General features: G+C 67.4%; 11 protein-coding genes. 6 read left to right on the forward strand and 5 right to left on the reverse strand.

Annotated elements, in window-relative coordinates:
• Positions 1-90: 90 nt before the first annotated feature.
• Positions 91-1,941, reverse strand: a complete 1,851-nt coding sequence (locus MUB46_RS12440) for an RCC1 domain-containing protein (protein WP_261616239.1) — start codon at positions 1,939-1,941, stop codon at positions 91-93.
• 202 nt (positions 1,942-2,143) lie between these two features.
• Positions 2,144-3,943: an RCC1 domain-containing protein gene (locus MUB46_RS12445; RefSeq protein WP_261616240.1), complete on the reverse strand. Its 1,800-nt coding sequence runs from the start codon at positions 3,941-3,943 to the stop codon at positions 2,144-2,146.
• 428 nt (positions 3,944-4,371) lie between these two features.
• On the opposite strand from MUB46_RS12445, the gene MUB46_RS12450 reads away from it, so the two are divergent.
• From MUB46_RS12450 to MUB46_RS12470, 5 genes are all read left to right on the forward strand, one after another.
• Positions 4,372-6,150, forward strand: a complete 1,779-nt coding sequence (locus MUB46_RS12450) for an acetolactate synthase 3 large subunit (protein WP_261616241.1) — start codon at positions 4,372-4,374, stop codon at positions 6,148-6,150.
• A 110-nt stretch (positions 6,151-6,260) separates the two neighbouring features.
• Positions 6,261-6,932: a glutathione S-transferase family protein gene (locus MUB46_RS12455; RefSeq protein ID WP_261616242.1), complete on the forward strand. Its 672-nt coding sequence runs from the start codon at positions 6,261-6,263 to the stop codon at positions 6,930-6,932.
• 18 nt (positions 6,933-6,950) lie between these two features.
• A complete protein-coding gene (ilvN, locus tag MUB46_RS12460; RefSeq protein ID WP_261616243.1) occupies positions 6,951-7,466 on the forward strand; it encodes an acetolactate synthase small subunit in 516 nt (171 codons plus the stop codon).
• Complete coding sequence (locus tag MUB46_RS12465) at positions 7,463-8,380, forward strand: aminotransferase class IV (protein ID WP_261616244.1); 918 nt, start codon at positions 7,463-7,465, stop codon at positions 8,378-8,380. The genes ilvN and MUB46_RS12465 overlap by 4 nt, the downstream gene beginning before the upstream one ends.
• A 150-nt stretch (positions 8,381-8,530) precedes the next feature.
• On the forward strand, positions 8,531-9,619 hold the full coding sequence (locus tag MUB46_RS12470) for an ATP-dependent DNA helicase (protein WP_425256265.1): 1,089 nt from the start codon (positions 8,531-8,533) through the stop codon (positions 9,617-9,619).
• A gap of 3 nt (positions 9,620-9,622) precedes the next feature.
• Here the strand turns inward: MUB46_RS12470 and folK are convergent, their stop codons facing one another.
• From folK to folP, 3 genes are read right to left on the reverse strand one after another with little or no spacing between them, the layout of a single operon-like run.
• Positions 9,623-10,123, reverse strand: coding sequence for a 2-amino-4-hydroxy-6-hydroxymethyldihydropteridine diphosphokinase (folK, locus tag MUB46_RS12475; protein ID WP_261616246.1), 501 nt, complete (start codon positions 10,121-10,123; stop codon positions 9,623-9,625).
• Positions 10,120-10,491, reverse strand: coding sequence for a dihydroneopterin aldolase (folB, locus tag MUB46_RS12480; protein ID WP_261616247.1), 372 nt, complete (start codon positions 10,489-10,491; stop codon positions 10,120-10,122). Before folB ends, folK begins: the two co-directional genes overlap by 4 nt.
• 1 nt (position 10,492) lies before the next feature.
• A complete protein-coding gene (gene folP, locus MUB46_RS12485; RefSeq protein WP_261616248.1) occupies positions 10,493-11,299 on the reverse strand; it encodes a dihydropteroate synthase in 807 nt (268 codons plus the stop codon).
• A 147-nt stretch (positions 11,300-11,446) separates the two neighbouring features.
• Between folP and ilvC the strand changes: the two genes are divergently transcribed.
• Complete coding sequence (gene ilvC / locus MUB46_RS12490) at positions 11,447-12,466, forward strand: ketol-acid reductoisomerase (protein ID WP_261616249.1); 1,020 nt, start codon at positions 11,447-11,449, stop codon at positions 12,464-12,466.
• The last annotated feature ends 131 nt before the right edge of the window (positions 12,467-12,597 follow it).

Genomic DNA, 12,597 nt, shown 5'->3' on the forward strand with positions numbered 1-12,597 from the left:
CCGTATGCGGTACCGGCGAATGCTACCAGCATAAAGCGACGTAAGGGAAGGATGTCAACCGGAGGGTGAGGCGATCGCTCCGGCCGGCGCCTAACGGCCCATCGGCGGCTTCGGAATCGTGACGGACGTCGTCGCGTGGCTCCGCTTCCAGTCGCGGTTGCCGCGGAAGAGCACCTCCAGGGCGTGCCTGCCCGGGGCCAGGGCGCCTAGGCGTACATTCGCCCGGCCGCGGCGGACCTTGAAGGTTCCGATCTTACGGCGGCCGTCGCGCACGGTCAGCTTGCCGGCGGGGCGGCTTTTGGCTGGCGACAGCCCCTTTACCCCCACATTGAGGCGGACGAGGCTCCTTGCGTTCGGCTTGCCCGGGCTGACCGCGATTTTCGTCCTCGTCTTGCCCTTCCGTACGATCTGCGTCAGGGGCGGAAAGGCGGAGGCATCGTAGACTCCGTCGCTGCCGTACCGGGCGGTGACGCGGCGTTTGCCGCCCCTCAGTTTCGTGGTCGAGATCGTCGCCTCGGCCCGAACCAGGGCCGTGCCGGCGCCGAAGCCGACGACGTCGACCGGGGTATCGCTGCCGGTCGGCGCGTTGCCGTCGCCGAGCTGGCCCCAGGCGGCGTTGCCCCAGCACTTCGCCGCGCCACTGCTGGTCAGCGCGCAGGTGTGTATGCTTCCGGCGGAAACGGCCACGATGCGGTCGGAGAGGCCGGTGACCGGCACCGGTATGTTGGTGGCGACCGGCTCGCCGCCATTGCCGAGCTGACCGCTGCTGTTCCGGCCCCAGCACCAGGCGGTGCCGGCGTCCGTTACGGCGCAGCTATGGTTCCCGCCGGTATCGATGGTCGCGACCCCGCTACCCAGTCCGCTGACGGCGACCGGAACGTTGGAGACGGCGTTGGCGCCGTTGCCGAGCTGGCCGTCCCAGCCGTAGCCCCAGCACCAGGCTGCGCCGGCCTCGGTAACGGCACAGGTATGTGTGTGGTGCGGGCTGATGGCCGCGACGGGGCCCGGCAGTCCAATGACGTCGACCGGCGTATCGCGGTTCGTCTGCGTGCCGTCGCCGAGATTGCCGTAGCCGTTGCTGCCCCAGCACTTGGCGGCGCCCGTCTCCGTCACGGCGCAGGTGTCGTCGCCATACCCGGCGGCGATGGCAACGACGCCGCTGGACAGTCCCTGGACGGGCACGGGGATCGCGCTGTCGACCCCCATGTTGCCGTCGCCGAGCTGGCCATCGCTGTTGTCGCCCCAGCACCAGACGGCGCCGCCATCGGTCAGCGCGCACGCATGGAGGTAGCCCACCGCGACCGAGACGATCCCGGCGGGAAGGCCGAGAACGTCGACGGGCCGGTCGCTGCCGTTCGGCGCATTGCCGTCGCCGAGCTGGCCTATGCTGTTGTCGCCCCAGCATTTGACGGTGCCGGCGTCGGTGACGGCGCAGGCGGTGTAGAAGGCCATTTCGACGGCGGTGACGCCGCTGTCGAGGCCGATGACGGTCCCGGGGACGTCGGTGCCGTTCGGTGCGTTGCCGTCGCCAAGCTGGCCAGAGGTGTTGTTGCCCCAGCATTCGACGCCGCCGGCAGAGGTCAGGGCGCAGACGGTGTTGCGGCCCGCGCTGAGCGCGCGCGTGTCAGGAAGGAAGCGCAGCGCGCCGCTGCCCAGCACCTTCGATCCATCCTTGAGCGTCACCGTCCCGGTCGGCGCGCCGCCGCTCACCCGGGCGGTGAAGGTCACCGTCTGGCCAACGGTCGAGGGATTGGGCGTGCTGGTCAGCGCGGTCGGCGAGGATCCGGCAAGCGCAGGGCCGGCAAGCGCAGGGCCGGCAAGCGCAGGGTCGGCAAGCACGGGGCCGACGGACAGCCCCGCGAGGGCTCCAATCGCCAGGGCGAGCCGCCCGGAGCGGGCAAAAGACGCGCAAACGAAACCGGCAACGGCGACAAACCGCATCGAGAAATCCCTCCCTGAACCCGCGGAAGGCATTTCCCCCGCATTCCGATCGCCCGCCGAATCCGTATGCGGTACCGGCGAATGCTACCAGCATAAAGCGACGCCAGGGAAGGATGTCAACCAGGGCGTGAGACGATCGCTCCGGCGATCGCTCGGGCCGGCCTCTCCGGCCGGCCGCCGCAACTGGCCGCGCGCGAGGCGCCTAGAACGACGGGCGTGTGGTATCCGATCCATTCGCCGTCACGGTCACGGTCTTCTTCACCCGGCTGCGCTTCCAGTCGCGATTGCCGCGGAAGAGCATCTTCAGGGCGTGCCTGCCCTGATCCAGGGTGCCCAGCCGGACATTCGCCCGGCCGCGGCGGACCTTGAAGGTGCCGATCTTGCGGCTGCCGTCCCGCACGGTCAGCTTGCCGGCGGGGCGGCCCCTGGCCGGCGACACCGCCTTCACGCGAACCCTCAGGCGGATATGGGTCTCGGTATCCGGCTCGCGCGGCCGGACCGCGGCCTTCGTCTTCGACTTTCCCTTCCGCACGACCTGCGTGAGGGCGGGGGAGACCGAGGGGTCGTTCCCGCTGTCGCCGCCGTAGTGAACCGTGATGGGGCGCTTGCCGCCGCGCACGTCGCGGGTCTTGAGCTCGGCCCGGGCCGGAACCAACGCGGCACCGGCGCCGAAGCCGGCGATCTGTACCGGCGTGTCGCTGTCGGTCGGATTCTTCCCGTCGCCGAGCTTTCCGTTGGCGTTGTCGCCCCAGCACATGACAGCGCCGGCCGCGGTCACGGCGCAGGTGTGGTACTGGCCCGCCGCGAGGGTCACGACGTTCGACAGACCGGAAACGGCCTGCGGCGTGTTGGCCTGGGCGGGCGCATTGCCGTCGCCGAGCTGGCCGGCATTGTTGTAGCCCCAGCAGAAGGCCGCTCCGGCTTCGGTCGCGGCGCAGGTGTGGGCCCAACCGACCTCGATCGTGGCGACACCGGCGCCCAGTCCGCTGACGGGGACCGGGGATGCGCTGTTGCCGTTGGCGCCGTTGCCGAGCTCGCCCTCGCCGCCGTAGCCCCAGCACCAGGCGGCGCCGGCCTGCGTCACGGCGCAGGTGTGGTTCTGCTGCAGGCTGATGACGGAGACCGGACCCGGCAGCCCGATGACGTCGACGGGGGTCTGGCGGGGCGTAGTGGTGCCGTCGCCGAGCTTGCCGTCCCCATTGGAGCCCCAGCACTTGGCGGCGCCCGTCTCGGTGATGGCGCAGGTATGTCCGAACCCGGCGGCGATGGTGGCGACGCCGCTGGACAGCCCCTGAACCGTGACCGGGACCGGGACGTCGACCACTGTGCCGTTGCCGACCTGGCCGGCGTTGTTGCTGCCCCAGCACCAGGCGGCGCCGCCATCGGTCAGCGCGCAGATATGGGAGCCGCCGACGCTGACGGCCGTGATGTCGTCGGGAAGACCGGGGATATCGACGGGTTCGTCGCTGTCGTTCGTCGTGCCGTCGGCGAGCTGACCGAACTGGTTCCTGCCCCAGCATTTGACGGTGCCGGTCCCGGTCAGGGCGCAGGAATTGTAAAAGCCCACGGAAATGGCGACGATGCCGCTTTCAAGGCCGACGACCGGGACGGGCGTGGTGGCGTTGACACCCATATTGCCGTTGCCGAGCTGGCCGTAGGTATTAACGCCCCAGCATTCGACTCCGCCCGCGGCGGTCAACGCGCAGGTGTGGTTTGCCATTATTCCGAGCGATGTGGTGGCGTCGAGCAGGCTGAGCGTGCCGGTTCCGAGCGTTTTCGACCCGTCCTTGAACGTCACCGAGCCGGTGGGACCGCCACCGTCGAGCCGAGCCGTGAAGGTGACCTTCTGACCGTAGGTCGAGGGATTGAGCGAGCTCTCGACGTCGATCGACATCGGGCCGGCCAATGCAGGCCCGGCGATCGCCAGGGCGACCCCGGCAGGAACAAGGGCGGCATGAGCAAGGACCGTGCGGAGCACCCGGGAAACGGCGGCAAACGGCATAGCGAAACTCCTTCCCTGGAACGCGGAAGGACTTCCGCGCAAATTGCTATCGGTTCCGTGCTTCGATTCGATGCGCGGTCCGATTTCGGAATTAGGCGGCATAACAACGGTGATCGGATAACAAGTCAACTAAATTGAGGGGGCCGGACGAGGCGGCTTCCCGTTGCGTAAACGGCTCCGAATGCCGCATGGCCGCTTGACGCAGTGCGGCCCCGCGACTACCTTGCGCGCGCAACTTTGGTGATGGAGACCCGGTGTGACCGGCAACATCCTTATCGTAAGACAGCGCACCACGGACGTGACGGCCCGATAACCGTCGCGAACGCCGGTGCGCATCCCAGGCCCCTCGAGGGCCTTTTTTATTGCCTGAATGCGCGCTTTTAGGGAGAAAGCCCGGGCGCGAGCGTGCGAGGAAGAGGAATTTCGCCATGAGCGAACCCCGGAATGAGCCATTGAACGGCGCAGAGATCGTCCTGAAGGCCCTGAAGGATCAGGGTGTCGAATTCATTTTCGGCTATCCCGGCGGGGCGGTCCTTCCGATCTACGACGCGATCTTCCAGCAGGACGACCTCCAGCACGTACTCGTGCGCCACGAGCAGGGCGCGACGCATGCGGCGGAAGGCTATGCCCGCTCGACCGGCAAGGTCGGCGTGGTCCTCGTCACCTCCGGCCCCGGCGCGACCAACGCCGTCACCGGGCTCACCGACGCGCTGATGGACTCGATCCCGATGGTCTGCATCTCGGGCCAGGTGGCGACGCACCTGATCGGCAACGACGCCTTCCAGGAATGCGACACCGTCGGCATCACCCGGCCGTGCACCAAGCACAACTGGCTGGTGAAGGACGTCAACGATCTGGCCCGCGTCATCCACGAGGCCTTCTATATCGCCAAGAGCGGCCGTCCCGGCCCGGTCGTGGTCGACATCCCGAAGGACGTGCAGCTCTCGCTCGGCGAGTATGTCGGGCCGAAGAACATCGAGCACCGCACCTACAAGCCGCGGCTGAAGGGAGACCTGGACGCGATCCGCACGGCCGTCGACCTGATGGCGAACGCCAAGAAGCCGATCTTCTATACCGGCGGTGGCGTCATCAATTCCGGTCCCGAGGCGAGCCAGCTGCTGCGCGAACTGGTGCACATGACCGGTTTCCCGATCACCTCGACGCTGATGGGGCTCGGCGCCTACCCGGCCTCCGACAAGCAGTGGCTGGGCATGCTGGGCATGCACGGCACCTACGAGGCCAACATGACGATGCACGGCTGCGACGTCATGGTCTGCGTCGGCGCGCGCTTCGACGACCGCATCACCGGGCGTCTCGACGCGTTCGCGCCGAATGCCACGAAGATCCACATCGACATCGATCCCTCGTCGATCAACAAGAACGTCAGGGCGGACGTGCCGATCGTCGGCGACGTCGGCTACGTGCTCGAGGACATGATCCGGATCTGGCGGGCCAATTCCGCCCAGCCCGACAAGGCCGCGATGGCCGAGTGGTGGAAGCAGATCGACGCCTGGCGGGCGCGGGACAGCCTGCGCTACACGCCGAACGAAGACGTCATCATGCCGCAATACGCGATCCAGCGACTCTACGAGCTGACCAAGGACCGGGACACCTACATCACCACCGAAGTCGGCCAGCACCAGATGTGGGCGGCGCAGTTCTACAGGTTCGACGAGCCGAACCGCTGGATGACGTCGGGTGGCCTCGGCACCATGGGCTACGGCCTGCCGGCGACGCTGGGCGTGCAGATCGCCCATCCGGATTCGCTGGTCATCGACATCGCCGGCGACGCCTCGGTGCTGATGACCATGCAGGAGATCTCGACGGCGGTTCAGTACGAGCTGCCGGTGAAGATCTTCATCCTCAACAACCAGTACATGGGCATGGTGCGCCAGTGGCAGCAGTTGCTGCACGGCAACCGCATCTCGCATTCCTACAACGAGTCCCTGCCGGACTTCGTGCGGCTCGCCGAGGCCTATGGCGCCGTCGGCCTGCGGGTCGACAAGCCGGCCGATCTCGACGGGGCGATCGAGGAGATGATCAAGGTGAAGCGGCCGGTCATCTTCGACTGTCGCGTCGCCGCGCTCGCCAACTGCTTCCCGATGATCCCCTCGGGCAAGGCGCACAACGAGATGCTGCTCGGTGCCGAGGTCGACGACGAGGCGGTGGCCAAGGCGATCGACAAGGAAGGCGCGATGCTCGTGTAAGGCGGGGTGGCACGCGCCCCGTGCGCCGGCATCCCGGACCGCCGCCTTCGCGCCGGCCGGGATGACGAGGGCAGGGGGCGGCTCCCGCATGAAGATGGAACGGTTCTGTCATGCTGACGCTGGTAATCGGTAACAAGAACTATTCGTCCTGGTCGCTCAGGCCGTGGCTGGCCATGCGCCATTTCGAGATCCCCTTCGAGGAGGTGCTGATCCCGCTCGATCAGCCGGACACCAAGACGCGGATCCTCGCCCAGTCTCCGGGGGGCAAGGTGCCCGTCCTCAAGGATGGCGACCTGACCATCTGGGATTCCCTGGCGATCCTGGAATATCTGGCCGAGAGGTTTCCGGAGAAGCGGCTGTGGCCGGAACGTCCGGCGGCGCGGGCGCTGGCGCGCTCGATCGCGTGCGAAATGCATTCCGGCTTCACCGCGATCCGGTCGGCCTGTCCGATGAACCTGCGCAAGCGGTTCGCCTACCGCGACCGCGGCGCCGACGTGACCCGCGATGCCGTGCGCATCCAGCAGGTATGGGCGGACTGCCGCCGCCGCTATCGCGACGAAGGGCCGTTCCTGTTCGGGGCGTTCGGTGCCGTGGACGCGATGTTCGCGCCGGTGGTAACGCGCTTCGAGACCTATGCGATCCCCGTCGACGATGAGGTCGGCGCCTATATGAATGCTGTCCTGTCGCTGCCGGCCTTCCTGGAGTGGAAGGACGCCGGCGTGCAGGAATCCTGGGTGCTCGACCACGACGAGGTCGACGAGCCGGCGATCACGGCCGCCTGAGTTTCAAGAGGAAGAACCATGCTCCAGACTGTTCCGACCGTCGAGCAGCACACGCTTTCGGTGCTTGTCGACAACGAGCCGGGCGTTCTTGCCCGCGTCATCGGCCTGTTCTCCGGCCGCGGCTACAACATCGACTCGCTCACCGTGTCGGAGACCGAGCACGAGAAGCACCTGTCGCGGATCACCATCGTGACCACCGGCACGCCGATGGTGATCGAGCAGATCCGCCATCAGCTCGAGCGGCTGGTGCCGGTGCACCGCGTCGTGGACCTGACCGCCGGCGGCCCCCCGATCGAGCGCGAGCTGGCGCTGGTCAAGGTGGCCGGCAAGGGCGATCTCCGGGTGGAGGCGCTGCGCCTGGCCGATGCCTACCGCGCCCAGGTGATCGACGCGACGACCGACCATTTCGTTTTCGAGATCACCGGGCGGATCTCCAAGATCCAGCAGTTCATCTCGATCATGCAGCCGCTCGGCCTCGTCGAGGTGGCGCGCACCGGCGTCGCCGCCATCCAGCGCGGGCCGGAGCCGATGTGACCGGCTATCCGCCCGGCTGCGCCTTTTTCGATGGGCGCTTCTGCGCGATAGAGGACGCCAGGATCTCGGTCCTTGACTGGGGTTTCCTGCGCTCCGACGCCACCTACGACGTCGTCCATGTCTGGAAGGGCCGGTTCTTCCGGCTCGACAGGCATCTCGACCGTTTCTTCGCCTCCGCCGAGACGCTGAAACTCGCCATTCCCCACAGCCGCGACGCGGTCGCCGCGATCCTCGCCGAGTGCGTGCGCCGGTCCGGCCTGGAGGACGCCTATGTGGAGATGGTGATCACCCGCGGCGTCTCCCCCACCTTCAGCCGCGACCCGCGCGACGCCGTAAACCGCTTCTTCGCCTTCGCCATCCCGTTCGGCTGGATCCTAAGGCCCCAGGAGCGCGAGGCCGGGCTGGCGGTGGCCGTGGCGCGGACGCAGCGCATCGGGGCCGCGTCGGTCGACCCCACGGTGAAGAACTACCACTGGCTCGATCTCGTGATGGGGCTCTACGAGGCCTACGACAAGGGCGCCGGCACCGTCGTGCTGCCCGATGACGCGGGCAACGTCACCGAGGGCCCCGGCTTCAACATCTTCGCCGTCAGGGACGGCCGCGTCGCGACCCCGGCCGCCGGCGTGCTGCACGGCATCACCCGGCTGAGCGCGCTCGAGCTGCTGGCCGAGGCCGGCATCGCGACCGAGACCCGCGCGGTGCCGCTCGACGAGCTGCGCGCCGCCGACGAGATCTTCGCCACCTCGACAGCCGGCGGCATCATGCCGGTGACCTCGCTCGACGGTAGCCCGGTCGGCGACGGGCGTCCGGGACCGGTCACGCGCGATCTGATCGCCGCCTACTGGGTCGCCCACGCCAGACCCGACTGGAGCACCGCGGTAGCCGACCCCGCGGCGACCGAACCGACCGGATAGCCGACCCGGACCTGCGGCAATGCGGCGCCGCCGCGCGGTCCGTATCCGGGGGGCAAACCCGCGGGCGCGGATGGTGTAGATTGGTCGGGCAGGAAGTGATTCACGGACCCGTTTGTCTTGAAACTCTCGCCCGAACAGGACGATGCCCTGATGGCGGTGTCGCGGTGGCTGAAGGCCCCGGGACCGCAGGTGTTCCGGCTGTTCGGCTTCGCCGGAACCGGCAAGACCATGCTCGCCCAGCACTTCGCCCAGGGGCTCGACGGCGACGTGCTGTTCGCCGCCTTCACCGGCAAGGCGGCGCAGGTGATGCGCGCGCGCGGCTGCGAGAGCGCGCGCACCCTGCATTCGCTGATCTACCGGCCGCGCGGCGAGGAGGTGGTCGAGGACGAAGAGAGCGGGAAAACCCAGGTAAATCCTACGTTCTCGCTCAATCGCACCAGCCCGGTCGCCAAGGCGAAGCTGGTCATCGTCGACGAATGCTCGATGGTCGACGAGGCGCTCGGCCGCGACCTGCTGAGCTTCGGCACGCCGGTCCTGGTGCTCGGCGATCCCGGCCAGCTGCCGCCCGTCTCCGGCGGCGGTTTCTTCACCGACCACGAACCCGATGCGATGCTGACCGAGATCCACCGGCAGGCGCGCGACAATCCGATCATCCAGCTCGCCCAGATCGTTCGCGAGGGCGGCACGCTCGACTACGGCGCCTATGGCGACAGCCGGGTGATTAGCCGCGGCGATATCGACAGCGACCGGGTGCTCGATGCCGACCAGGTGCTGCTCGGGATCAACCGCACCCGGCGGCGCTACAATCAGCGCATCCGCCAGCTCAAGGGGTTCGAGGGCGCGCTGCCGGCCGCCGGCGACAAGCTGGTGTGCCTGCGCAACAACTCCGAGAAGGGGCTTCTGAACGGCAGCCTGTGGCAGGTGATGTCGGTCGGGCGCGGCAAGGCGCAGGCGCTGTCGATGATGGTGCGGGCCGAGGACGAGGGGCCCTACGCGAATATCGTCAAGATCCGCGTCCTGAAGGCGCTGTTCGAATCCGCGGAGGAGGTGCCGTGGGCGCAGCGGCGCAATTCCGACGAGTTCGATTACGGATACGCGCTGACGGTCCACAAGGCGCAGGGCTCGCAATGGGACGACGTGGTGCTGTTCGACGAGAGCTTCGCCTTCAAGGAGACCCGCGAACGCTGGCTCTATACGGCGATCACGCGGGCGGCGGAGCGGATCACGATCGTCCGGTGACGCCTACGGTTCTGCCGGTGCCCAGGGCGGGGCGACGATCTCCATCGCCTCGTCGGCGAACCGCGTCGCCTCTTCGCCGATCACGCGGCCGGAGAGCACCAGGCCGGGCCGGATCTCGGCGAGCGGGACCAGAACGAAGCCGCGGTTGAAAAGCTCCCTGTGCGGGATCGCCAGGCCCGGCTCGGAAATCTCGTCGCCGCCGTAATAGAGGATGTCGACGTCGATGACGCGCGGCCCCCAGCGGAACGTGTCCTGACGGCCGACGACCTGCTCCACGTGCTTGCAAAGGGCGAGTAGGCGTTCCGGCGGCAGGCTGGTCTCCCCGACGGCGCAGAGGTTCACGAACCAGTCCTGGTCGGCGTAGCCCCAGGGCGCGGTCTTGTAGAACGAGGAGCACGCGACGAAGGCGAGGTCCGGGCCGGCGAACAGGGCCTCGAGGGCGCGGATCAGACGGCCGGTCTTGTCGCCGATATTGCTGCCGAGGCTGAAGCCGACTTCCGTCATGGTCGCTTTCGGTCGCGGTGGATCTCGATGCCGACCGTCTCGAAGACCCCGGGAATCGGGGCCGACGGCTTGCGGATCTCGACGCGGACCGCTTCCAGCGGCTCGAACGCGGCGAGGAGGCGGTCGGCGATCCGTTCCGCCAGGGCCTCGATCAGCTTGTAGCGCTCTTCCTCGATGATGGCGCGCACCGTCTCGTAGACGCGTCCGTAGTCGATCGTGTCTCCGAAATGGTCCGATTTTCCGGGCTTCGACAGGTCGACGTGGCAGTCGAGGTCGATCTCGAAACGCTGGCCGAGCCGCTCTTCCTCCTCGAACAGGCCGTGGCGGCCGAACAGGACGATGCCGCGGAAGAAGATGCGGTCGCTCATGTCAGGCTCCCTCGATCGCGGCGACGATCTCGCGGGCGTCGACATGCTCGGCGACGTCGTGGACCCGGATGATGTCGACGCCGTCGCGCATCGCCCACACGTTCATGGCGACCGTGCCGATCAGCCGCTCGTCGACCGGCTTGTCGAGGATGCGGCCGATGGAGGATTTGCGGGAGACACCGAGCAGGACGCGAAAGCCGAGCGCCTTGATCTCGGGAAGCCGTTTCACGGCCGCGAGGTTCTGCTCGAGCGTCTTGCCGAAGCCGATGCCGGGATCGAGGATCAGCTTCTCGTCGCGCACGCCGGCTTGTCTTGCGATCGCGATCGACCGATCGAAGAACCGGCGGATATCGTCGACGATGTCGATCGTGGCGTCGATCTCGTCGCGGTTGTGCATGGCGACGACATCGGCATCCGCGTCCGCCGCCACGCGGGCGATCGCGTCGTCGCGCTGCAGGCCCCAGATGTCGTTGACGATCGTCGCGCCTGCCTGGATCGCGGCGGCCGCGACCTCGGCCTTGCGGGTGTCGACGGAGATCGGGATGGAGAGCCGGGGGGCGACGGCCTCTATGACCGGCAGGACACGGGCGCGTTCGGTCGCCGCATCGATCGGCTCGTAGCCGGGACGCGTCGACTCGCCGCCGATATCGACGATATCGGCGCCCGCTACGGCCATTTGCAGGGCCTGGGCGACGGCGGTGTCGACCGCCTCGAACCGTCCGCCATCGGAAAAGGAGTCCGGCGTGACGTTCAGTATTCCCATGATACGAGTGCGGGGGGCACCGGAATCGCCATGCGTTCCGCTCATGGCTCGCTCGCCTTCCTACGCATTACGCCGCTTTTCTCTTCCAACACGCCGTCGCCGACGCTACAACCCCTGCCGACCCTTTCCGGCGCGGGGCGATCCAAGGTCTCCCCGCGTCATTCACACGGATTCCCAAGGAGAAGCAATTCCATGCGCGTCTACTACGATCGTGATGCCGATCTCAATCTGATCAAGGGCAAGAAGGTCGCCGTCGTCGGCTACGGCAGCCAGGGCCATGCCCATGCGCTGAACCTCCGCGATTCCGGCGTAAAGGACCTGTGCGTCGCCCTGCGTCCCGGATCCGCCTCGGCGAAGAAGGCCGAGGCCGAAGGCATCGAGGTCAAGTCCGTCGCCGAGGCGGCCGCTTGGGCCGACATGATGATGATGTGCACGCCCGACGAGCTGCAAGCCGACATCTGGCAGGACCACATCGAGCCGAACATCCGCGACGGCGCGGCGATCGCCTTCGCCCACGGCCTGAACATCCATTATAACCTGATCGAGCCGAAGCCGACCATCGACGTCATCATGATCGCGCCGAAGGGCCCGGGCCACACCGTGCGCGGCGAATACGTCAAGGGCGGCGGCGTGCCCTGCCTGATGGCGATCTCGCAGGACGCGTCGGGCAACTCGCACGACATCTGCCTGTCCTACGCCTCGGCGATCGGCGGCGGCCGCTCGGGTATCATCGAGACCACCTTCCAGGAAGAGTGCGAGACCGACCTGTTCGGCGAGCAGGTCGTCCTGTGCGGCGGCCTGGTCGAGCTGATCCGCGGCGGCTTCGAGACGCTGGTCGAGGCCGGCTACGCGCCGGAGATGGCCTATTTTGAGTGCCTGCACGAGGTGAAGCTGATCGTCGACCTTATCTACGAGGGCGGCATCGCCAACATGAACTACTCGATCTCCAATACCGCCGAGTTCGGCGAATACGCCTCCGGCCCGCGCATCGTGACCGACGAGACCAAGGCCGAGATGCGCCGCGTGCTGAAGGACATTCAGACCGGTGCCTTCACCTCGGAATGGATCCGCGAGTGCAAGGCCGGCCAGCCGAAGTTCAAGGCGACGCGCCGCATGAACGACGCCCACCCGATCGAGGAAGTCGGCGAGAAGCTGCGCGGCATGATGCCGTGGATCAAGGCGAACCAGCTCGTGGACAAGGAAAAGAACTGATCGCCTCGCGCGTTCGGATCGTTTCGAGGGCCGGCGGAGACGCCGGCCCTTTTCTTTTGATTTATCAAATGCTCTATTTCGCCGCCTGCCTTTTCAGGCCGGATTCGGCCATAAGTCCCTGTTATTTATAA

Source organism: Microbaculum marinisediminis (assembly GCF_025397915.1).
GTDB lineage: Bacteria > Pseudomonadota > Alphaproteobacteria > Rhizobiales > Tepidamorphaceae > Microbaculum > Microbaculum marinisediminis.